Below are 22,712 nucleotides of genomic sequence, written 5' to 3' on the forward strand. Positions count from 1 at the left end.
TTCATGCTGAGCACCCTGCGGTCCCTCAACGCCATTCTGACGCGAGGAGAACGCCGCCGTGCCGCGCTTGTGTTTGTCGTGATGCTGATGACCGCCCTGTTGGAGACGGCGGGCGTGGCTTCCGTGATGCCCTTCATCGCCGTCCTATCCAACCCCGAAGTAATTCAAACCAACGCAGTGCTCCGTGCGGCCTATGAATGGTCTGGGGCGGAGACCACCAATGGTTTTCTCATTCTGCTAGGCGTAGCAGTGTTGTTGTTGCTTGTCTTTTCGCTGGCATTCAAGGCATTTTCTCAGTGGGTGCAGCTAACATTCTCCAAAATGCGCGTACATGCACTTGGCTGCCGATTGATGGAACGCTACCTGGGTCAGCCCTACGAGTGGTTTTTATCACGGCACAGTTCCAGAATCTCCACCACTATTCTGTCTGAGATTAACAAGGTTATTAGCGGGTCGCTGTTTCCCGCTCTCCAACTGATTGCCCACAGCCTTATTGTGCTGTCTTTGTTCGCATTCCTGATATACGTGGATCCGTTGTTGGCCCTTTCCATTGCCGGGATTATTTCGGGTGCCTACATCGTGCTTTACTTGTCCGTTCGTCGCTACCTGGGGCGGATGGGTGCAATCCAGCTGCAATCCAACCGAGAGCGCTTCAAGGTTGTGAACGAGGCGTTCAGCGGCATCAAAGATGTGAAAATCGCGGGCCTCGAGCGGCCCATGCTCGAGAGGTTTCGGCCACCATCGAAGCGGGTGGTCCGCGTCGACATCATGGGCCAGATCGTTCGCGAAATCCCCTCGCTGGCTATGCAGGCGTTGGTGTTTGGCGGCATGATGATAGTCCTGCTCTACCTCATGACGGTGCACGGATCCATTCAAGGTGCCCTGCCCATATTCGCGACATTCGCATTTGCGGGCTATCGGCTCATGCCCGCTCTGCAAAATATTTATCGCCAGCTTGCGATGATTCGTGTGACTGGCGCCTCATTGGAGTCGCTAGTCCTCGACCTCCGGCAATTGCGCCCACTTGAATCGTCCCTTACGGAGGCAGAGCAGGCCAGGCGTAAAGCCCCCGAGACTGAGATCACACTTAACGATGTTACCTACGCCTACCCTGGCACCGATCGACCTGCACTTGATCACATCAACTTGACCATCAAGGCGAATACTACGGTGGGCTTGGTAGGCTCAACCGGGTCGGGGAAAACAACCACGGTGGACGTTTTGCTTGGCCTTCTGGAGCCCCATTCCGGCGCCCTGCGCATTGATGGCGACGCAATCACTCCACGCAACGTGCGCGGTTGGCAGCGCAGCATTGGCTATGTGCCGCAGACGATTTATCTCTCGGATGACACGGTGGCGGGCAACATCGCATTTGGCATCCCCCCCGATGAGGTCATCAGAGACGACGTCATCCGCGCAGCGAAGATCGCAAGCCTGCATGATTTTGTCATGAGCGATCTCCCCCAAGGTTTTGACACCCATATCGGCGAGCGGGGCGTGCGGCTGTCAGGCGGGCAACGGCAGCGCATCGGCATTGCCAGAGCCCTGTATCACAACCCGGATGTACTTATCCTTGATGAGGCAACCAGTGCGCTGGACAACGTCACGGAGAGGCACGTGATGGAGGCCGTGAACAAGCTCGGCAAGCAGAAAACCATCATCATGATCGCTCACCGCCTCTCCACGGTTCGGCACTGCGATCGCATCTACCTGCTCGATCAGGGGCGCGTTCAGGACTTCGGAACTTACGATCAGCTGAGAGCAAGTAGCGAACTGTTCCAGGCCATGGCAGCGTCGGACACCTGAGGCAGCTATGAGTACGGCCGCGATTTATTGTGACTGCAACTCTCAGGGCGGAGTGTTTTCCTACACCATCCGTATGCTGGCGCTATTTCGCTCATGGGGCTGGAAGACACTACTCATTTCGCACACGCCCAGAGCCAACGGCGAGCGGGAAACATCCGCCATTCTCTGCAGCCACGCCGACCAGCATGTTCTCGTTGACTCCGCGCTCTCAAACGATAGTCAGGTGAATCGGATAGAGAACATCCTCAAGCGCACCCGGCCGGATGTCTTCATACCGAACTACCGCAAACTGCCATGGGCTGCGGCGGCGCGGGCATCCCGCCGCCAGGCAATCTCCGTGATGGGGGTTTGCCATAGCGATCACGAGAGCTACTACACCGGCGGGCTCATGCGCTATGCGCCGATTATTTCTCTGTATGCCTGCCCCTCCAGAAAAACGGAACGCGAGTTGCGCGCTCGCCTGCCGGCACGGCACCACGCCAAGATTCGCTATATCCCGCACTACGTCGAGCGGACTACAGATGGCTATGCGGCGTTTGACCCGGACCGATTCACAGTGGTGTATCACGGGCGGTTGCGCGAAGAGCAGAAGCATGTCTCTGAAATTATCGAGATTGCCAATAGAGTTTGCGCAGAATCAGAGAGCATTCACTTCAAGCTCATCGGCGACAGCCAGGAAGGCTCGCTCTACTCCGACCTGATCGCACGCAATGGGCTCACGGACCGAGTGTCACTACTCCCCCCAACGGACTGGGCAGGAATCCAACAAGAGCTCGCGAACAGTCAGCTCTCCATCCTCACATCCGAGTACGAAGGGTTTTGTTACACAGCGGCAGAAGCACTGTCAGTGGGCTTGCCGGTATTTGCTTACAACTGCGGCGACGTTATCTCGGACTTTGTGAAAACCAAGGTCAATGGCTTTGTCGCACCTTGGGGTGATCGCGAGCTGATCGCAGACAACATCCGGACACTCGCCAACGAGCCCGAACACTGGCGCTCGTTGTCGGCCGAGGCCCTGAATACTGCACAGACGGTTTTCGACTTTCACACCGTATCTCAGCTGTACAAAGAAGGTATCGAGAACGTCAATTCAGCCATCCAGCCCTGGCCGCGACTTCGGCCGACTTATATCCCTGATCGGGGCAAGTCGCTGAGGTCGTTTATCGACAAATCAGGACGACGGTTGAGTTTTTGGGAATGAATCTTCCCGGGTGAAGCCGTTTGGCGTTCACCCTGTTCGCTTCAAGACCAGCTTTGCAAGCGCACGCCACGGCTTGACGGAGACAGGATCACACACGATGGCTTTACCGTAACTCCTTAATGCCACCCCGACCGCACCATTCGATGCAAAATAGCGACCCCGGCGCGTATAAAAGGCGCACAATCCCGATTGAATGTCCTTTTTCGACAACGTGTGACCATTTCGACTGACAAAGTCCTGAAGTATCCTTTCGTTTGCTTGGAAACGACGCGTTTTGTCTGACGATATTTGGTCGTTCATAACACGATAGTGCGCAAAAAACTCTGGAACATAGAGAAACTCATAGTGCGCAGACAACCGAAGCCACAGCTCATAGTCGTCCGCAACTCTATAGCTTTCTGAAAACCCACCTTGCTCTTCAAAGCATCGACGGCGCGCGATAGTTGTGTTCATGCTCACGCAGTTGTCACGCAGCATCTGTGGCGCAATGCGGCCACTGAAGCGCCGCATGTTCTTGCGAGAAATCTCTTTTCCATCCTCGTCGACGGTAATCACATCCGCATAGAGCACCCCGACGTTCTGATGCTGCTCCATCAACTCCACGGAACGACGAAGCTTGTCCGGCAACCAGGCATTGTCCGAATCCAGAAAACAGATGTACTCGCCCTTGCTCTCCCTTATGCCCACGTTGCGGGCAACACTCTGGCCCTGATTCTCTTGCCTGAAGTAGCGGATGCGAGAGTCCTTCAGGTAGGGCTCCATGATCTCGGGAGTGTTATCCGTGGAGCCATCATCCACGATGACGAGCTCCCAGTTCTCATAGGTCTGGGCCAGCACACTGTCGATGGCAATGCCGAGAAAACGCGCCCGGTTATAGGTGGGCGTGATGATGCTAACCAGTGGTTCGTTGCTCATGCCTGGGCCTCGTGACTATCCCTGCCTGGGCGGAGGAGTCGCACAACAACTCGCTGCAGCACTCCCGGCAATAGCCGATAGGCACCGTAGCCCATCCGCAGTAACGGATGTCGGGCAAGCTGCCAGGTGTCAAATTCAATCACCTGCCCGCGGAAGTGTCGCTTGTAAAAGGTGTTCTTGCCGGAGCCTGCCAGCAGATCGTACTTTGTGACGGCGGTATTTGCGAATGCGTCTTCCAGGGTGTACCCCAGGTGCAGCGTGCCGAGAGACACCTTGCTGTCAAACTGCTCGTTGAAGCCCGCTTGCAGGTTATACGCGCAGCTACCCGCGATCACATCGTAGAGCAAGGATTCCGCCTGTCCGTCCACCTCCAGCACGGTGCAGTGCGCCTTGCCGGTCCCGCCCAGCCGCTCTAGCAACCGCTGGTGAAAACGCAGGCTGGCACCCTCAAAGGCGGGTTTGCCCCAGCGCTGCATGTGGAAGTGGTTGAGCAACTCTAGCGCCTGCCCTGCATTGCTCTCTTCCCGATACACCGCATGTCGGCCTGTTTGCTCAAGGTAGTTTCGCCGGTTGTAAACCTTGAGCCGCGTGTTGGGGCCAAGTGCTTGCAGCCACTGAGTAAACTCGCCATCCACAGTTACGACCACGCCCTGCTCACGCTTGCGTCGCAGGTAGGTGGTTTGCGGTACACACTCCCAAGGCGCCTCTCCTATCTCCGCCACTGTGTCACAGACGGTGAAGATGTCCCACCGTAGGCGGGTCATGGCCTCGGTGAGCGCCCGGTTGCCTTGCTCGCGGTATTTGGCGTCGACAATGGCGCTTACGTATTCCGTGCGCACGGTCGGGGCAATGCTCCAGGCATGACCGATCACGTGCAGTTCGCGCCACAGCGTGCCTGTGCGGGAGCGCCGCCAGCGGCGAAATAGCGGTAAGAGGCCAATCAGCTCTTCGCCGCGAAACACGGCCACCACACAAGCCTCAAGCCGCAGCGCCTGCCCCCAGGTTTGCCACCAGGCGCTCTGCCAGGCCCAGCCCATGAAAAGCGGGTTGGCGCTGGACTGCTCGATCAAGTTCTGCCATGCAGCCGGCGAGCCCAGCCACTCGTCATCCAATAGGCATCGAGTAGTGATGAGGTCAGGTGATTGCTGCAAGGTCACGGCGTCTTTCGCTGCCTGCAGAAAGTCTCCATCCGAATCGCCGGGCATGATGAACCAGCCTCGCTCCGGCGCGCTATCCCCAAGGCTTGAGCGCACGAAAAACCCGGGCTGCTCTCGCACCCGGAAAAAGCCCTGCTTCAGCAAAACCTTGCCTAGCAAGCGGTCACTGGTGGTCGTGGAGACAGTGTTTGCCACTTCGACCAAGCGCAGCCAGGCTGCCACCAGATTACGGCGGGCCGATACATCATTCGCGGCAGCCACCAGGTCCACCAGGCGGGCGCTATCCATGGCATGGCGAAACACGGCCAGGGCGCGCAAGCGGCCACCGGAATCACGCAGCGCGAGAAAACCGTACTGCGCAACTGGGCAACGCCCGTAACGCCAATACAAATACGCGGCGTCCCGGCAGACGATCTTGGAGTAGCCCGGTGCCACTGTCCGCCACAGGGCATCCAGCTCGTCACTATCCGGCAGTTGGCTCGAGGCAGTAACGTCATCGGGCCTGGGCGAAGTCGTACCTGAAAGAACACCACCTCGAACAATGCGGTTTACCCACTGCATACACTGGCGCAGCCTGTCCTGCCAACGGCGGGCGACCTGCACCCGGCGGTATTGCACAACCTCCTCACTCCGCTGCCAGCCAAGCCGGGGGAGCACGCGGGCTGCAACCGGGCTTACGCCAAACGTCATCAACAGGGAGTGATCAGCATGGAGTTCTTCTTTCACCTTACGACCAGCACCAGAGCCACGCCACTCGGGCTGAACATGAAAGTCGCAACTCCAGCAGGCCGAGCGCTCCTCGCCGTTGTAGCGCGCGGTAACGGGCATGACGCCGTTAAAGCCGACCAAAGGCCCATCAACTTCCGTGCAGACCATCACTGGGTTGAAGGCGACGTCCCGGGGGTTGCTCTCATACTGCCAGCGCCAGAGTGCCTCGGGCACGTCACTACGGCCCACCAGACGCAGAATCTCACTGCGATAGGCCGGCGTGTAGGGCACGCGCACTGTCACTCGCCAGCCGCCTCATCCAGCCAGGCCTGAAACATCAACACGCCCCACAGCTGGAAGCTGAAATCGGCTTTTCCGCTCACGTGATCATGCCAAACGGCACGCACGATCTCCGCATTCCAATAGCCCTCGTGCCGCAGGCGTTGGGCATTGAGCAGGCTCTCGGCCCAGTCCCGCAATTCACTACGAAGCCAATGCTCTATTGGAATGGCAAAGCCCTGTTTGGGGCGCTCAAGCAGTTCTCTGGGCACATGGCGCTCCACCACCCGGCGAAGCAACTGCTTGCCCGTAGCGCCTTGCATGTTCCAGGCAGGTGGCAACCCGAGTGCAAATTCCACAAAGCGGTGATCCAGCATGGGCACACGGGTTTCCAGGCTCACCGCCATGGCGGCGCGATCCACCTTGGTGAGGATGTCATCCGGCAGGTAGCTGTGCAGGTCCAGCCACTGGAGCTGCTGTTGGGGGCTAAGCGCCGCTATGCCCTCTGGCAGATCGGTGTTGAGCGCGTAGGCTGGCTCCCTGCCGCCCTGCACCAACAGCGATGGCTCCGCCCAATAGCTGATGCGTCGCTGATAGAAAGCGCGCAACGAGGTTGCGGCGCGCAGCCCCCGCTCGCGCCGCACCTTCTCTGCGACGGCTGCAGCTGACAAATGACGCTGTTCGCCGTTGAGCAGGCGCACGGCACCCCGGGCGAGCCCGCCCGGCAAATTGAGTAGGGCCCGCTCCGCCTGGACCCGTGCCCCTGGAGCCTCGCACAAGCGCTGCCAGGCCCGAACAGTTTGCGGATAGCGCGTGTAGCCGGCGAACAGCTCATCCCCCCCATCACCGGAGAGCGCCACGGTCACGTGCTGGCGAGTCATGCGGCTGACCAAACAGGTGGGGATCTGCGAGGAATCCGCAAAGGGCTCATCAAACATTCGCGGAAGTTGGGGGATAACCTCCCGCGCATCCTGGGGGGCCACGTACAACTCTGTGTGATCGGTTTGCAGATGGCGGGCCACCGCAGCGGCATGCTCGGCCTCGTTGTAGCCCGCCTCCCTAAAGCCGATGGTAAAGGTGCGCACAGGCCGCGTGGCCTGCTGCTGCATCAGCGCCACCACGGTGGAGGAGTCAATGCCCCCGGAGAGAAACGCCCCCAGGGGCACGTCGGCAATCATCTGCTCGCCTATCACTTGCGAGAGCAATGCCTCCAGCGCAGACACGGCCTCGCTTTCGTCCTGCCAGGCACCCTGTGCAAATGCGGAATCTGCCCGCCAATACGGCAGCGGTGTGAGATCACCCACTGAGCCAGTCAACGGTACCCGCAGCGTGTGCGCCGGCAAGAGCTTGTGCACACCTTCATAAATACTGTGCGGCGCCGGAATGTAGTTGTGTCGCAGAAGCAGCGTGAGGGCGTCTCGATTCACCGCCGGGGCAAAGCCCGGGTAGGCCCGCAGAGCCTTTAGCTCCGAGCCAAACAGCAGAACGCCATTTGCCATGCCGTAATAGAGCGGCTTTTCGCCCATGCGGTCCCGCGCCAGCCAGAGCACGCGTTCTTCCCTATCCACTACTGCAAAGGCAAACATGCCGGCAAAGCGGGTCAGCGCGGCCTCCACACCCCAAGCCTCGAAGGCAGCCAGCATTACCTCGGTGTCGGAATGGCCACGAAACCCATGGCCAAGGGCGGTAAGCTCTGCCCGCAGGGAGAGAAAATTGTAGATCTCCCCATTAAACACAATGGTGAACCGCTCACTAGCGGACGCCATGGGCTGCGCACCGTGTTCGGAGAGATCCTGTATGGACAGACGACGGTGCGAGAAACCAACCCCCAGCTCCAGATCAAAGCACTCGCCCGCGCCATCCGGCCCCCGGTGGGCGATAGCGCTGCCCATAGCCACAAGAACAGATTCAGGATCAACCGTGCTGGCATTCCCATTGAGCCAGAAGCCAGCTATGCCGCACATGGCCCGCCTCTATTCATGCCGCCCCTCCACCAGCTCGCTGTAGAGCGCGCGAAGTGCGCGCGCGGGGCGGTCCACGGAAAACCGCTCCACTGCTGTTGCCTGGTAGGCTTGGAACGCCTCTCGGGCATTGGGATCAGCCATGGTTGCCAGAGCATCTGCCAAGGCCCGCGCATCTCTTGGTGGCACCATGGGAGCCGGCGATCCCTGCAACACCTCACGCAGCCCAATACAATGCGTACCTACGATTGGGGCACCGGCGCACAGAGCCTCCATCCCCAGTAGGCCACAAGCCTCCCACCGGGATGGCATGGCGACCACGTCAACCGCTTTCATCCAGCCGGCAGGGTCGTTCGTGGCGGGCATCTGCACAAAGTGATCCGCCAGACCGAGGGATTCCACATAGGCGTAGTCTTCACGGATGAAGCCACCCCAGCCGAACGTGAGCACCTTGATAGGGCGGGAAATCCGCCGCTCATCCACCAACAGGCGAACAGCATCCGCCAGAGTACGAAACCCCTTTTGCGCCATAAATCGGCCAAAAAACCCAATAACGAAGCTATCCGACGGCAACGCGACCTCTGCTTCAACATTGCGCCGCGCGGCTGCAGCAAAGTAGTCGGCATCCACTCCATGGAGGATGGGACGCACCTTGTCTCCCACGAGACCAGATACGTATTCATGCACGTTGGCCGCGCCATCGTCAGTGACCGCGTGAATCATATCCATGCGGCGGAAGAGGTAACCGAGCCCGGCCTGCTTAACAGCGCCTTTCACCCCCGAGAACATAGTCGGCAAAAATACATCGTGCGCCGTCATCAGGTGGGGAACGCGCTTGCCAAACCGCGCCACCTCCGACACGGCACCAGCCGAAAACCCGTGGGAATGCAGCAAATCAAATTCCCCGGCGATTAGCGCTTGACGGGTAGCCTTTAGCAGGTCGCCAGCGGACTGCTCACATGCCTGCACCGTAATCCGTGTTTCGGGAGCATTGTATTTCAAGAAATGAGACAGGCCGACATCTGGCCCCACCAGGGTGACATCAACATCCGCAAAATGAGGGGACCCATACACGTAGCGGAAAAACGTGCGAATACCTCCCACCGGCCACAATGCGGAAAGCAGTACCTTCATGCAGAGAGTGGGCGCTTTGTGCCGGCGCCGCCAGCGCCCTGCAGCGGCGCACTCTCAGTGCCGAAATACACCTCGCGGTTCCGCTTGATGGACCGCGCAAAGGCAATGCAGAGGCCACCAAAGATGTACCAATAATCCTGCGACAAGCCAAAGTAGTTGATGCTATATACCGCGTACACCCAAAACACCACGAGCAGCGCTTTGTTCAGGTTTAACATGAAGCCATCCACCGGTACGCCTTGCCGCACCGCTCGTTTGAAGGCCAGCAGGTTATCCTTCACGGCACTCCGCAACTTGAACAGGTAAGCAAGGAATATAATCGCACCGATCGCGCCAATCTCGATCAACAGCTCAGCATAGAGGTTGTGCGCTGCCTGGCGACGACCACCCAGCTGGTTAACCTTTGCCTCCGGCGTAGTGCCCAGGCCATGGCCGAATATAGGGCGCTTCAAGCCAAGCCGGAACTCTGTGGTCATCCCCCGGATGCGCCCGTCCGCAGTCGCCCCAGATGCAGTGCTGGTATCGGAACTGATCAAGGACAGGTACCTGTCTTTGTGGAAATCCGAGAGGCCGGACCAAGCGAGCACCGAAGCGACTGCAAGCAAGCCTACGAACAGCACTTTCCGTTTGCTGTCCCAAATCATGAAGGCTACCAGAACGATTAGCGTGACAAACGCCCCTCGAGAGCTGGTAAGCATCAAAGCATAGAGGAACGTGCCCGCCAGTCCATAGTAGGCAAAACGGATCATGAAACTCTTGCTCCCACCCATCAAAAAGTGCATAAACGCTAGGGTGGTCACAATGACAAAGCCAAGCCCGTTGGCGTTGATCACATCTGCCCGGGCGCCGTTAAGGCGACCCGCAAACTCGCCCCCGCCGATATGCGTGCGTCCGCCCAGCTCGCCGGTCAGCAAATAGTTGCCGAAGGGCTCGATCACCCGCCAAGCCTGCAAGACAACAAACAACAGGACAAAGAGCTTTAGCCGCCTGTCGGTATCCACCACCATTGCGGTAAAGAAAAGAAAACACACAGCAAGGATGAATGGCTGCACATGTTGACGAATAACACTGCCTGGCCATTCCACAAGCGGGAACGAAACAAACAGGTACATAAAGAGCACCAAAATGATCTGGACTGGCGGCTCCTTGAGTTTATCCCGCACCTTATCGGCTTGCATGAATAGGGCGATGGTAAGCAACAGGAACAAAACCATTGTGGGCCGTAACTGGCCCATGCCGGGGATTCTGGCGGACAAGCGGAAGAAGTATTCAAAAACGAATATACAGTAGAGAAAGAACACCGCGCTTGGCACGGTGGCGTCTTTCACCTTTTCTTTCGCCTTTGCAATGGCAAGTTGGTGCGCAGGCGCGCTCACGCGGCCGCACCCCTATTCTTGATGCGTCGCCCCAGCCACTCTATGCCCGATGCAGCCTTCATAAACTGAAAGGGGTTAGCGGAACTGCTGTGGCGGCGCAGCTGGTAGACATCCGCGTGGGATGCATGGTCCGCATGAGCCACTACGGCCCCAATAAAGCCAGCCTGCTCCACGGCATCGCGCACGGTTTGACTGTAATCACTCGGCTGGCCGTTGGGGTAGCAGAACGGTCGGGGGCGCTCGCCCAGCTCTTCATTGATGCGCGCCAGGCAGGCATCCAGCTCTTTCGGTAGTTCGCTTGTCTGCACCTTGGGCAAGGTGGGATGGGTGCAGGTGTGCCCACCGACTTCGATACCGGCCTGCTCCAACTCCCGAAGTTGGTCCCAGCTTACGCTTGCAAACTCCGTCGGGGCCGCCTTGGGTAATACGAGCCCAAGCTGTTCTGCCATAGCTGCAATGGCAAGGTGCTTTTCTGCGTCTGGCAGGGTGAGCAGAACATCAATAAGGCGCTGCCAGGCAGTTCCATCTACCGTGATGCGTTGCTCAGCGACGGTGACTGCATCACTGCTCTCAGGCGTTCGATCCAGCAGCCACGCCACCTGGTCGGGCCACAGCCAGAGCTCACCGTCTACGAAGCCTGTGGTGGCAAACAGCGTGGCAGGTACCCCGTGCCGCTTCAAAATTGGCCAGGCCACACGATGGAAATCCTCATAGCCGTCGTCCACCGTCACCACTAAAGTGTGTGGGGGCAAGCGGGTGCCGTCGCGCAAAGCAGTTATTAGCGCTCCGGCAGTTATCGCGTGATGGTGTCGAGCGATGTAACGCACTTGCTGCTCAAAGGCAGCGGCGGACACAAAACCTGACTGCTCCGCTTCCGAGAAGCGGTGATACATCAATATGCGGGGATGGTTGCGCGTAAATTGGCGCGCAAGGCTATACAGGCCAGCTGGTCCGGCGAGTTTCACCAGCCGAGAGGTATTCATTGTTCCTCACCCTTGCACTAGCAACTGCCGGTACAGCGACAAATGCACATCAACCATGGTGCCTACCGAATACCGGGTAGTGGCCTCTTGGCGGGCCTTGGCGCCCATGGCGTGCCTGCGTGCTTCATCCCTCGCCAGCGTTAACAACGATTGCGATAACGCATCAATATCACCCACAGGATACAGAAATCCAGTGCGGCCGTCCGTAACCGCCTCCGGGTTGCCACCGGTACGGGTGCACACCACCGGCAAGCCTGCCTGCATGTACTCCACTATGGCGTTGGAAAAGCCCTCAGACTCGCTGCACAACACCCCGACATCCAGTTGCGGAAGCAGCCCCGCCACATCGCTGCGGGAGCCGAGAAAATGGACTCTTTCTCCTACACCCAACTCTGCGGCGACCTCGCGCAACCGCCCGACATCGCCGCCGCCGACAATCACCACATCTAATGCAGGGACGTCATCCCTGATGAGCGCCAGCGCATTAACAAGGTCCGCAATCCGCTTTATCGGACGAATGTTGGCCACAATGCCCGCCAGCACATGACCACGCCCGCGCAACTCCGCCAGCAACTGATCACCATCCGCAGACGACACGGGTTCCCTCACGCCATTGGGAATCACATGAATACGCTCAGGCGGAATGCGCTCAACCTCAGCCGTTATCTCCTTGACCGCCTGGCTGTTCACCACACAGGCAGTCACAAACCGACCCGTTTGCCGCAGCAACGCCTTGTAGGTCGGTGTGTACCAATAACCCATGTCCCGTCGGGAGATAATGGTGCGGACACCTGCTAATCGGAACATGGGTGGCGCAAGCAGGGAGCTATCGTTAAAGAAGGTGTGGGCCAGACGATAACCCTGCTTGCGCTTCTGCCGACCCAGGCGGTACATGGCTCGCCACGTGGCGAACGAACGAACGCTGGAATGGCCGAGCACCGTGACTGGGCAAGGGAAAGCTCCACTCTCCAGATAGGCCGACGGCTGCAATGCCACCAGCTCGCACCGCACACCATAGGACACCAACCCCTGCGCCAAGGAATAAAGCTGCCCTTCGGTGCCGGCATGGGGATTTTGGTAGTGATCGATCAGCAGCAGCACGCCCAGAGGGTGTTCACTTTCTTCACTCATGACTAGCGCACCTGCTCCCGTCCGGTTAGCACCGAGAACCCCCGCAGCGGGTCCAACGCACCGGCCATGAGAAAATGCGGCAGCGCCTTGCCCCGCTCACCGGCCCGCCAGTGCACCTGCCCCATGCGAAAGTGCAGCACGGCACGGCGCTTGCGAATGGTGGAACGGCGGTAGGGGTAGCGCTTCGCTGCGCGACGCAGAATCTCGAACCCTGTCTTCCAGCGCAGATCTTGGCGCTTGGCGCTGATAGAATCACCATGGCGGCGGTAGTAAAACAAGTGCTCCGGCACATAAGCGATCTTGGTTTTTTCCACGATGCGCAGCAGCATGTCGTGATCCTGAGCGGAGCGGAACGATTCCTCGAACCGCCCAGCGGCATCAAACACACTTTGGCGCACCACCGCATTTTGCGGCAGCAGAAAGTAGCAATCCATCAACAGGCGGTTGGGGTCGTTTTCTTCCTGATGATCCGGCGGATGCATCTCGTAGAGGACGTTGTCGTTCTCGTCCACCGCATAGCCATTCGAGTACGCTAGGCCGACATCCGGATGCCTCTCCAGATAGTCCACCAGAATCTCGAGCTTACGGGGGTGAAACATATCGTCGCTGTCGAGGATGGCGATGTATTCGCCCCTCGCAACGGAGAGTGCGAGATTGAGGGAGGCGGACTGGCCGCGGTTCTCTCCGTTAGGATGCTGCAATAGACTTATTGTCCCGTGACCTTCATACGACTGGAGAAGTTGGAGCGTGCCGTCCGTCGAACCATCGTCCACGATGATATATTCAACAGACCCATACGTTTGCGACAACACGCCCTTTACCGTACGGTCGATAAACGCGGCGCGATTGTGTGCAGGTGTCAACACGCTAACCAAGGGAGACCGCTCAGGATCGCTGCGCCTCATGAATTGACTTTTGCCCCTCAGCACGTTGCCGGAGGGCAGTATGCCTGAAGGGCGGCCTTACATCACCTCCCACCGAGGTGGGTTTATTCCGACTTAGCCCGGCGAGTGACAATGCATAATAGTTCGCCCGTTCCGTTGAGTATCTATATTTTTTCCTTCAACAGGGGGCAGTTCCTCGAAAACTGTATTTCTTCAGTCAAAAGGAATACAGAGAACTGCCGTATAACCGTGGTAGACGACGACAGTTATGATCCGGAGACACTGAATGTTATTCAAAAGCATCAACGCCAAATTGACGTCGTAAGTCCGTCAACAAGCCCAAGCAGTATTCGGCTCGGTGGTCTGTACACGAACATGAACTTCGCGATCAACCACTGCAAGGACGCGGGCACAAAATATGCCTTATTTATTCAGGACGATATGCAGGTTGTCCGAAGTATCGCCGCCAGGGATCTTGCTGAAGTTGAGAATTTCTTCGACGCGAACGAGCAAGCCATACAACTCCAAACTTGCTTTCTCAAAAAGGAGTTCCAACACCGAGACGCCACCATGATGACTCTGTTGGCCACAGGGAGTGCCTATGTGCGAGAGGACGATTACCCAGAGGGCGGACATGCTTATTTTTCGGCCGTTGGAGTCTTTCATGTAGAAAGACTGATTAACAGGCTTGAAACGTTGCGCGATACGGAAGATAAGAACAACGAACTCTGCAAGAAACTCGGGATCAAGATTGGTTGGAGCGCGACGCCGTTCATGATGTACTTACCGAATCCAATATCTTACCGGGGCAGGCAGCGCACTCTCGCCCTGCGAGCATCGGAATGGCTGGCAGGGAGCGGGTTCTACCCTTACCAACCCATGTCTGCAGATATCACCAACCGCTTTTTGACCAGAGACTATTCGGAGATCCCATACGCGGAGGACTGGCTGACAGCCTCAGGGTTTCGGAGAGGTGTGCCATGGAACTATGCCGGTGGTCTCTCCAGTTTGGTAGCCCAAGGAGGCTGGCGAGGTACGATTGGAAGGTCCCTTCAGAGAATTCGACGATGGACGACTTGATCCTAGACAGTGATGCAACGACTGCCAAACGCGATGAGACATCAGTTAGCACGGTCAAGATCACGGCTCCAAATTTTGAGAACTGGTTTACCGCAAAGGCTCGTCCAACTAGATATCGTAGGCATACGGTTCCACTCAAACATACTATGTATGCCACCCTCCGCGTATGCGCCTTCACAAGCAAGGCCTGGAGACAACCGATGTCACATACAAGCTGTACGATCATATCCCGATCCATCTTATCTGCCGCCATCCTTGCATTGTTCCTACCGGTCTCTGCAACGAATGCTGGGCCGACTATACAAAGCGTTACCGGCGGCACCCAACCCGGGCAGGCTATCGTTATTACGGGCACCGGCTTCGGTCAGAAGCCGGAAGCGTCCCCAATCATGTTTGACCAAGTACATACGCTGTGGACAGAAGGGACGCCCTCTTCGCCTTATCAGGGACTGTCTGCGGGAGACACAGTCCCAACCACGTCAGATCACCCATGGAGGGGGAATTCAAATGATTTCTTCAAACTTAGTGACATCGACGGCCTGATTCGGAACTATAGGGCGCAAATCGGGCCGAACCGATGGAACAACTACCACGATGCTATTTTATCAACACCGCGTGCTGTTCCAGACCCATCGGACGGTACGATGCGTAGGATGTACATGAGCTGGGACCTGAATTTGAGCTTCGTCTCAAACTCACAGTCCGGTTCTCACAAATTTATCCGCGTGTGGGATACGATTGGTGGAAGCGAAGAAGAAATCCGCATTTCTTGGACACAAATGCACTTAACGTATCAAGGAGGCTCGTCAAGCTGGGGATCCGTAAGCACAACTCCAAACCAGTGGCATCGCATGGAATTATTCATAGATGTAGACGCAGGCCAGATTAAAGCTTGGTTCGACGGTCGAAAGATTCACGATATTACAAACTTCTCTGTTACAACCACAAGAGGATTACAACCTCGACTTCTCGGCTGGGACGCAAGTGGTGACGCTGATTTTAGAGATGAAATTGTTCAACTGTCCAATATTTATATTGACAACACGCTAGCCCGCGTCGAAATATGTGACGCCGCACTTTGGACTGATTGCCAAAGCAGAGCGGTTCAGATACCCACCCAGTGGAAGGAAAACGAAATTCAAGCACAACTCGCCTTCGGAAATTTCGATAATACCGAAAGAATGTACTTGTATGTTGTGGACCATGACGGCAATGTCAACAGAGAAGGCGTGCCCCTGTGCTCACGTTGCCCGACGCCCCCAAAAATCAACTAAATTCAGAGCAAAGAATACAGCCACATTGTTTGACCGTCCTGCGCGGGCCTGTGCTCACTAGACTGGCCCGCCCAATATTTTTTTAGAAAAGCAATGGAAACGAGATATTCCAATAACTGGTGACACATCACTTACACCGGGTCTCTTCGAGTCGAAAACAGGCCTTATGGAAAAAAATCAACCAAGTATCATTTATCTCTCTCTTCCAATCGATACTGCCATCTGATTCAATTTTCTTCTTTTCGAGCAACTCCGTTATTCCCTCACCAATAGAACTTGCAGTTGGCTTCACATATGTGGCCGCGCCTCTAAAGTAAGATCTCAGTGCATGAGTATCTGACAACACCAACGGTTTTTCTAAAGAAATTGCCTCGTAGGCACCACACGTTAATAAATCTTCATGTATCGTGAGAACCACAACCACGTCAACAGAGGCCATCAGGTCGACATAATCTATCTCGCTTATGTAACCAGTCAGTACGACACCATCTTCTTTGAATGAAGCCAATTCATTAGCGTAGCGCGTCTTAGAATAATTTCCCGTCAAGTAGGATGTGACGCCTTCGATGGACCTCAAGGCCTCAATCAACTCATCAATTGGTTCGTCATCAGAGTATGTGGTTACACACATCACAGACGGACCGTTCTTCTCTTCCATAAAGCCCGGTCTACGCGGCGGGGTTGATGGAACAAGTTTAGGAAGCTTATCTTGAAGAACGACGCCGTTGCCTCCCCACTCTTCAACCACGGAGCATAGCCCCGGGTTCGTCACGATGGTGGCATCCGCTTTCTTGACTGTCCATTTACTGAGAAAATGGAATGACTTCCACTTTATCGACTTAGACGCTCGAGTATGGAACTTGAAGTTTGAGTGTCGATCGACTACTAAACGATAACCAAGGATAGGCTTAAAAAGACAAAGTATCGTTGCGAGCGCGATAGAAGGATTTTGGCAGAAAACCAATCTCCTTCGTTTTCGCATAACAAAAACGACTGTCTTCGCGCCAAGAACAACATACCTCAAAAACCTAGGGCCCTTGAGACTAAAACAAACATACTCAGCTTCGAACGCGGCCGAAAGCTCTCTTGAGCGACGATGGTCCTCCCAGGTTATCCAGACTGGTACGTCAACCTCGGTGAAGCGATTTTTCGAAAAGTTCATCACTTAGTCTTCTTCCCCGAATCCCTTTTCCCGTCTAATGACTCGCAGCTTTCCGGACCTCTCTCGCTCGATGATGTGACGCCGAAACAAGGTAACGTTCACGTCATTTCCGATCTTCTGCTTCAGCTCATCGACAAACCGATGGTATACGTGCCTGGCATCTGCTTCAGACTTCACCACCAGCTCCAAGTCAAAGTCTTCCATTGACATCTGAGTTAAGCGAAATGCGTCAACGGATAGGCCGGACTTTTTCATATCCTCAAAGAGGTACAGAAAAAACTCTCCGTGGAACTTACGACCGTCTCGGCCGAGTAACATATCGTACTCTCGCCCAGTGACATTCCTAAGGACCGGCAGGGTGCGACCACAACCACAAACATGATCGCTCAACATTCCGTAATCCTGGAGCTCATAACGAATTAAAGGTGTTGCGAAGTTGTTCAGGTCAGTCACGACGATCTGGCCTTGCTCACCAGGCGACGCCGGCACCCCATTGGAGGACAATAGCTCGACAATTAAAGCGTCCGCATTGATGTGTAACTCCCCGTGCTCGCACTCATGCGCGATGGTACCTACCTCACCACAACCGTATTCATTAGCGACTTTGGCATGAAGCACTCGCTCAATCACACTTCTGTCACGATCTCTTAATGGTTCCGCGGTGGTCACCACAGCTCGGACCGAGGAGATAGGAGCGAGACCATTTCTCTCGATGAAGCTCGAAAACTCTCTGAGCATCGACGGATAACCGTAACAGTAAGTTGGTCGCGTTTTTTTTAGCGCACGATAGTAGGCGCCCAGATCGGCGTCCGTAAAGGCAAAGGCGGAACACCGCACACGGTTTGTAAGGGAATCCGTCACCTTGGCTCGGAGACGACCGAAGGTTGAATGTGGGACGCCCCAGAACCTTGCTTGTCTATCGCCAGGGTGGACGCCAACCCAACTCATGCCACGCCAAGCAGTGGCGAGTTCAACTGCGATACCATCACGAGATTTGCGCAGGGTTACGGGCGCACCGGTAGAGCCACCAGTGGTTTTGCGTACGGCCGCACGCGCAGCGAATGGCGATGTCAGACTTGCAGCCTTGGTCCGCAAGACATCTTTTGACAAGAGAGGAAGACTGGGCAGATCGGCCAGGGAAGTCAGCGGACTTGCTGGTAGTGATGCATAATTCGATGTAGTTCGACGGGCATGATCAAGCAGCCGGTTGAGCTTATCTAGCTGCCAGCATATGAGTTGATCTCTGTCCCAATACTGCCGTTGAAGCGCGGCGGCCAACTCCGCTCGAAAAGGCGTCCGCTGTGCCTGGGCCGCGATGTCGTACAACCAGTGATAGAATGTCATTCGGACCGACCCTGGATCGAGTTTACTGGTTCATTCGCGGAGCGCACTTTACCTTTTTTGGAGGACAGCATGCAGTCGTATAGGCGGCAATAGCGATCAGCCATGATGCGAGACGTGTAGTGCTGATGAAAAAGGGCCTTCCCCGTTTCAACGTCAATCGCACCAGGCCTTCTAGATGCCATGTTGACGAGCTCGCGTCCAAGGTCGTGCAAGTTGCCAGGCCGAATCAAGCTAGCGGAAGGAACATGATCAAGCACCGCCGGTATTCCTCCAACCGCAGACGCGATCATTGGCACGCCAGCCCGTAGCGCCTCCAAGATGGTGATGGGAAGCCCTTCCGTATGCGACGGCATTACAAGCGCATGAAAATGGGGTAGCAACTGGCCCGCGTTCGGAAGATACCCGGGAAAGTGGAAGTTTTCTTTCAAGCCGAGTTGTTCGGTAAGCTCTTCTAGACTCAGACGTGAGGGGCCCTCTCCGATGATCACAAAACCGATACTTTCCAACTCATTACGCCGGACGGCGGCAACACGAATTAGCTGATCAAGGCCTTTTTCTTGGGACAAACGTCCAATCGCAGTAAAAACAATACGGTGACGTTGAGTGAAATCCCGAATATCACTTGGGAGAACGCCTACTTCTGGCAGCTCGGATGCGATTCCATTCGGAATATGAACACACGTGGAAGATCGGACAACCTCCTTGGGAAGGCGCTCGCGCATGCGCTCGTTCACTACAACAATGCCATCCAACCTCCTGAGTATCTGACGATCTAGGATTTCATAGAGGGACATTCGTGAACCAAAATACGCATTCACGTAGCCGTGTAGCGTGGTAGCGAGGGGCATGGTTCCTCGGAGTCTCTTCGGCAGCACACCGAGAAGGATGTTGAATTTGTAGCCATGAGAATGAAGCAGGTCGAACCCCTCGCTGCGCGCCCAACTCAAGATGCGTTTTGCCTCCCCTACGTTTAAGCCAGGCCGCATACGCGCAACTATCACATTCAACCCTATTCGGCGCGCTTCGATTTCGATGGCTTTTTCGGTCTCGCTCGGCTCCCCTGCACTAAGGATCGTCGGTTTCAATCCTTGCTTGACTTGTTCCTGAGCAAGCGTAAGGAGCATATGCTCCGCTCCGTACAGGCCTCCACTATCGATTAAGTGCAGCACCTTCATCTTTTTTAACTCATGACTTAGGCACACCGAGCTCATCCAGGGTTCGTCAAAGTCGAAGTAACTCCATTAACTAGCATCTCCTTAAAAAGAGGCAACTTTCCGAAAGCGTCTATACCCTTCACCCGTCGCAGCACCGTGCACTCCTCCAAAAAGCCTGACTCTCGAACTATTTTTTTAAATTTTTCTACTGACATTTTATTCAAACCAGACTCAACGTCTTCGTACTTCATTGCTCCATCTGACCGATAATTCTTTCTCACATTCATCACAGTTTTTTCTGGAAAAAGAACATTTACCCACGGAAGCTTACAGAAGTAATGCATATGACTGCCATATGGAGCAAACCAAGGTGGACCGAAAGTTATGAAAGCCTTTCCGCCAGGCCGGAGCAGCTCTCGCATTGACCTCAACGCTCCCAATGGATCTGGGTAGTGTTCCATAGCGTTCTGGGATATCACGACATCAAAGCTGGAAAGAAACTCCTTTTCAACCTTGGCGGAGAAAACCAACTTGCTATCGGAGCCCACCACTTTGTCTTTTAGTTTGTTGGCGAGGGCAATTGCTTTTTCGTTGGTATCAAGTCCGAGCACATATGCATCTGCGTCCACCCTCAAGGCAACAGACTGAGCGCCATGCCCACAACCGAAATCGACCACCCTCATGCCGCGCAAGGCATCAATTAAATTCGGAGATTCTTTTTTCAGCAGAGACAACTCATTTCCGGCCAGCTTTAAGTCGGTTGTCTCGATATTGTGGTCTTGCTTCGCGACCTTATTAGGATGCAGACAGAACAATTCAAGCAGCTTCTCGGATAGCATATCCACCTCTCGTACGTCGCCGTGACGCTTGCCATCGCGGCCATGCAACGGCCTTTGGTCTGCGACGCGACTTCAACCCTTCCGTGGCGTCCATGTGACCATCCTGTCGCCGCGCCAGTAGGCAATCGCAGCCTTGGCGCAGGCAAGGTTAAGCAGCACGAAGTAGTAGGGCACGGTTATCCATGCCGATGCATTATCAGTGCGTTCAGGTTCGTAATGGCCTAGGGCGGCGCATGTGTAGAAGGCGAGCTGTCCGATGGCGGCCAATGCGTAAATCACGCCATCGTTCAGCAGCACGATGCTGACGAATACGAGGATGACCAGCGGGATAAAGGCCAAGTAGCGTAACAGTTTGTGGGAGACAAGCTGGATGGCGTACCGGCCGTGGTTCATGGGATTCATCAAGTGCGCCATGTCCCTCAGTGCCCAGAGGGCGCGCAGGGTCACGCGTACGCGCATGGCGAACTCGCTGTCGGCGTCGGCAAGGGCGGGCTCCTTTAGCAGGGCCTTGGGCTCGTAGACCACGCGGTAGCCCTGCTCCACTACTCCCATGGGTTGGACGAAGTCGGGCAACTGGTCGGGGCGCAGGGGTTGGTAGATGCTCTTTCGCATGGCGTCGATGCCGCCGTCCACCCCCACGATGGAGCCGATTGCGGTTTCCTTTTCGCGCAACCAGTTTTCAAAGCGCATGTAGGCGCTGCAGCCGTCGCCCACCAGCGTGCCGTCTTCCTGGGTGTACACCATTTTGCCGGTCACGTAGCCCACGCTGGCGTCGGCGAAGTTCGCCGCGAGTTCGGCGAGGGCATCCGGCGCCCAGTGGGAGTTGGCGTCGGCAAAGGCCAGGATCTCGCCATTGGCCTGTTCCACCAGGGTGTTGATGCCGGCGGTCTTGCCCTGCCGGGGTTCCTGACGGTGCAGGTGGATGGGTATGGCGCTCTCGGCGGCCAGCCTTTGGATGATGTCGTCGGTGCCGTCGTCGGAGGCGTCCGACACCACACGGATCTCGAGTTTGTCCTTGGGGTAGTTAAGCGCGAGTTTGTTGCGCAGGGTGGCCTCGATGACCTCCGCCTCGTTGTGGGCGGGGATGAGGATGCTCACCCGGGGCTGGTGGTCAGTGCGCTTGTTCACGGGTTTGGGGCGCAGCGCAATGAATGCTGCCAGCAGCGGGTAGCCCACGTACACGTAGGCCACTGTGATGGCGCAGACCCAGAAGAGAAATTCGAACACCGCGAGACGTCCTGTTCAGCCGTGCCGGCTTGGCCGGTCGTTGTTTGTCCACCCTGCCCCAGATTGGAGCGTGTGTTGGTAATTTAGCATTGATGGGGGGTATAGGGGAGTTGGGGGACGAATAGTCTTAGGGAAATGAAAACGGCGCTCTTGTTGAGCGCCGTTTTTTGTTTCGGTGCGTTACGCGCTTTGCGCTAACACACCCTACGTTAGCCTACTTGCGGCGGCGGGCGGCGAAGCCCAGTCCGGCAAGGCCAAGGCCCAGCAGGCCGAGGGTGGCCGGCTCGGGCACGCGGGCAACTGCGTGGTTCGCGGACTCAAAAGCGTACTGCGTGCTATCGAACACGATGGTGTCGAAGGTCACGCCGCCACCAAAGAAGAAGTTGATATAGAAGTTAGTGCCAGGCGCAGTCTGGTTACCGTCAGCGGCATCAGGATTCGTGATCTGATCGCCGGTGAAGGAGCCCACCTCGTCGCCACCGCTCAGGAAGCTAATGGTGTTGTAATCGTCGACTGAACCCCAGAACATTCCGAAATAGTTACTCTGGTAACCAAGCCCAAAGGTGGCAGTGCCGCTGCTGTTGTCAATCGGCACCGTCAGGAACCAATCGTCGGCATCCAGACCTGCGGGCTTCGCCGAGACATTATTGATGCTGTCCTGCAGGAAGGCGTAATCGCCCACGCAAGACGCATAGCCAGCCGGGCAAGTGCTACCGTCAAACACGATGGTTTCCGCGTTGGCTTCTGAAGTGGTCGTGCCCCCACTAATTGTCCAGGAAATGCTGGCACCGCTGACACTGGGAAGCGCGAGCATCAGGCCTGCGGCGACTGCTGGAAAGAGCGTTTTGATTTTCATGGTTTGTGTCCCGTTTTTTATTCCCCGATCGACCGTGTGGGCCGACCCGCCGCATCCCACCGATGCGTCTTGGGCAGACTACTAAGCAGTATGTGTGCCAGTTTTTGGAATTCCCTTATCGCATAAGGGATGCAGCCAATTGCAGCGTTGTCGATGCCTATGTGCGCAAGCGTACATGTCAGGTTTGCCGACACTCCCATGTCATTGCCCTGGGTTGCGGTGTAATCTGCTGCCATCTGGC

18 protein-coding genes are annotated in these 22,712 nt (G+C 56.2%); 4 read left to right on the plus strand and 14 right to left on the minus strand.

Features of this window, described 5'->3' with window-relative positions; genetic code table 11:
* The first annotated feature begins 3 nt into the window (after window positions 1-3).
* Both J2T57_RS21310 and J2T57_RS21315 read left to right on the plus strand, forming a co-directional pair.
* Complete coding sequence (locus tag J2T57_RS21310; RefSeq protein WP_253485314.1) at window positions 4-1,806, plus strand: ABC transporter ATP-binding protein; 1,803 nt, start codon at window positions 4-6, stop codon at window positions 1,804-1,806.
* 7 nt (window positions 1,807-1,813) lie between these two features.
* A complete protein-coding gene (locus J2T57_RS21315; RefSeq protein ID WP_253485316.1) occupies window positions 1,814-3,007 on the plus strand; it encodes a glycosyltransferase family 4 protein in 1,194 nt (397 codons plus the stop codon).
* 27 nt (window positions 3,008-3,034) lie between these two features.
* Here the strand turns inward: J2T57_RS21315 and J2T57_RS21320 are convergent, their stop codons facing one another.
* From J2T57_RS21320 to J2T57_RS21355, 8 genes are read right to left on the minus strand one after another with little or no spacing between them, the layout of a single operon-like run.
* On the minus strand, window positions 3,035-3,922 hold the full coding sequence (locus J2T57_RS21320; RefSeq protein ID WP_253485324.1) for a glycosyltransferase: 888 nt from the start codon (window positions 3,920-3,922) through the stop codon (window positions 3,035-3,037).
* On the minus strand, window positions 3,919-6,090 hold the full coding sequence (locus J2T57_RS22520; protein ID WP_253485326.1) for a GNAT family N-acetyltransferase: 2,172 nt from the start codon (window positions 6,088-6,090) through the stop codon (window positions 3,919-3,921). The genes J2T57_RS21320 and J2T57_RS22520 overlap by 4 nt, the downstream gene beginning before the upstream one ends.
* On the minus strand, window positions 6,087-8,030 hold the full coding sequence (asnB, locus tag J2T57_RS21330) for an asparagine synthase (glutamine-hydrolyzing) (protein ID WP_253485328.1): 1,944 nt from the start codon (window positions 8,028-8,030) through the stop codon (window positions 6,087-6,089). Before asnB ends, J2T57_RS22520 begins: the two co-directional genes overlap by 4 nt.
* 9 nt (window positions 8,031-8,039) lie before the next feature.
* Complete coding sequence (locus tag J2T57_RS21335; protein WP_253485330.1) at window positions 8,040-9,161, minus strand: glycosyltransferase family 4 protein; 1,122 nt, start codon at window positions 9,159-9,161, stop codon at window positions 8,040-8,042.
* The gene (locus tag J2T57_RS22525; protein ID WP_253485332.1) at window positions 9,158-10,537 is read right to left on the minus strand and encodes an O-antigen ligase family protein; all 1,380 of its coding nucleotides are present in this window, start codon (window positions 10,535-10,537) and stop codon (window positions 9,158-9,160) included. Before J2T57_RS22525 ends, J2T57_RS21335 begins: the two co-directional genes overlap by 4 nt.
* A complete protein-coding gene (locus J2T57_RS21345) occupies window positions 10,534-11,520 on the minus strand; it encodes a polysaccharide deacetylase family protein (protein WP_253485335.1) in 987 nt (328 codons plus the stop codon). Before J2T57_RS21345 ends, J2T57_RS22525 begins: the two co-directional genes overlap by 4 nt.
* Before the next feature lie 6 nt (window positions 11,521-11,526).
* Window positions 11,527-12,651 (minus strand): glycosyltransferase, encoded by a 1,125-nt coding sequence (locus tag J2T57_RS21350; RefSeq protein ID WP_253485336.1) that lies wholly within the window; start codon window positions 12,649-12,651, stop codon window positions 11,527-11,529.
* 2 nt (window positions 12,652-12,653) lie between these two features.
* Entirely contained in the window at window positions 12,654-13,517 is an 864-nt protein-coding gene (locus J2T57_RS21355; RefSeq protein ID WP_253485337.1) for a glycosyltransferase, read from the minus strand.
* Between the two features lie 150 nt (window positions 13,518-13,667).
* Here J2T57_RS21355 and J2T57_RS21360 point away from each other — a divergent pair, with 150 nt between their 5' ends.
* Entirely contained in the window at window positions 13,668-14,615 is a 948-nt protein-coding gene (locus J2T57_RS21360) for a glycosyltransferase family A protein (RefSeq protein WP_253485387.1), read from the plus strand.
* Between the two features lie 389 nt (window positions 14,616-15,004).
* Window positions 15,005-15,889, plus strand: a complete 885-nt coding sequence (locus tag J2T57_RS21365) for a polysaccharide lyase (protein ID WP_253485338.1) — start codon at window positions 15,005-15,007, stop codon at window positions 15,887-15,889.
* A gap of 127 nt (window positions 15,890-16,016) precedes the next feature.
* Here the strand turns inward: J2T57_RS21365 and J2T57_RS21370 are convergent, their stop codons facing one another.
* The 6 genes from J2T57_RS21370 to J2T57_RS21395 form a co-directional block, all read right to left on the minus strand.
* Entirely contained in the window at window positions 16,017-16,637 is a 621-nt protein-coding gene (locus J2T57_RS21370; protein ID WP_253485347.1) for a glycosyltransferase, read from the minus strand.
* A 417-nt stretch (window positions 16,638-17,054) separates the two neighbouring features.
* Entirely contained in the window at window positions 17,055-18,395 is a 1,341-nt protein-coding gene (locus J2T57_RS21375; protein WP_253485349.1) for a phenylacetate--CoA ligase family protein, read from the minus strand.
* Window positions 18,392-19,570, minus strand: coding sequence for a glycosyltransferase (locus tag J2T57_RS21380; RefSeq protein WP_253485358.1), 1,179 nt, complete (start codon window positions 19,568-19,570; stop codon window positions 18,392-18,394). The genes J2T57_RS21375 and J2T57_RS21380 overlap by 4 nt, the downstream gene beginning before the upstream one ends.
* Window positions 19,571-19,602: 32 nt before the next feature.
* Entirely contained in the window at window positions 19,603-20,388 is a 786-nt protein-coding gene (locus J2T57_RS21385; protein WP_253485359.1) for a class I SAM-dependent methyltransferase, read from the minus strand.
* Between the two features lie 72 nt (window positions 20,389-20,460).
* Window positions 20,461-21,615: a glycosyltransferase family 2 protein gene (locus J2T57_RS21390; RefSeq protein ID WP_253485361.1), complete on the minus strand. Its 1,155-nt coding sequence runs from the start codon at window positions 21,613-21,615 to the stop codon at window positions 20,461-20,463.
* A gap of 214 nt (window positions 21,616-21,829) precedes the next feature.
* On the minus strand, window positions 21,830-22,471 hold the full coding sequence (locus tag J2T57_RS21395; RefSeq protein ID WP_253485363.1) for an Npun_F0296 family exosortase-dependent surface protein: 642 nt from the start codon (window positions 22,469-22,471) through the stop codon (window positions 21,830-21,832).
* Window positions 22,472-22,712: the final 241 nt, after the last annotated feature.

It is taken from the genome of Natronocella acetinitrilica (genome assembly GCF_024170285.1).
GTDB classification, from domain to species: domain Bacteria; phylum Pseudomonadota; class Gammaproteobacteria; order Nitrococcales; family Aquisalimonadaceae; genus Natronocella; species Natronocella acetinitrilica.

Coding starts and splice junctions, on each gene's coding strand:
- J2T57_RS21375 (WP_253485349.1), bottom strand. CDS start 18,395: ATGACATTCTATCACTGGTTGTACGACATCGCGGCCCAGGCACAGCGG.
- J2T57_RS21360 (WP_253485387.1), top strand. CDS start 13,668: ATGCATAATAGTTCGCCCGTTCCGTTGAGTATCTATATTTTTTCCTTC.
- J2T57_RS21315 (WP_253485316.1), top strand. CDS start 1,814: ATGAGTACGGCCGCGATTTATTGTGACTGCAACTCTCAGGGCGGAGTG.
- J2T57_RS21385 (WP_253485359.1), bottom strand. CDS start 20,388: ATGCTATCCGAGAAGCTGCTTGAATTGTTCTGTCTGCATCCTAATAAG.
- J2T57_RS21335 (WP_253485330.1), bottom strand. CDS start 9,161: ATGAAGGTACTGCTTTCCGCATTGTGGCCGGTGGGAGGTATTCGCACG.
- J2T57_RS21380 (WP_253485358.1), bottom strand. CDS start 19,570: ATGAAGGTGCTGCACTTAATCGATAGTGGAGGCCTGTACGGAGCGGAG.
- J2T57_RS21310 (WP_253485314.1), top strand. CDS start 4: ATGCTGAGCACCCTGCGGTCCCTCAACGCCATTCTGACGCGAGGAGAA.
- J2T57_RS21320 (WP_253485324.1), bottom strand. CDS start 3,922: ATGAGCAACGAACCACTGGTTAGCATCATCACGCCCACCTATAACCGG.
- J2T57_RS21395 (WP_253485363.1), bottom strand. CDS start 22,471: ATGAAAATCAAAACGCTCTTTCCAGCAGTCGCCGCAGGCCTGATGCTC.
- J2T57_RS21365 (WP_253485338.1), top strand. CDS start 15,005: ATGTTTGACCAAGTACATACGCTGTGGACAGAAGGGACGCCCTCTTCG.
- J2T57_RS21345 (WP_253485335.1), bottom strand. CDS start 11,520: ATGAATACCTCTCGGCTGGTGAAACTCGCCGGACCAGCTGGCCTGTAT.
- asnB (WP_253485328.1), bottom strand. CDS start 8,030: ATGTGCGGCATAGCTGGCTTCTGGCTCAATGGGAATGCCAGCACGGTT.
- J2T57_RS21350 (WP_253485336.1), bottom strand. CDS start 12,651: ATGAGTGAAGAAAGTGAACACCCTCTGGGCGTGCTGCTGCTGATCGAT.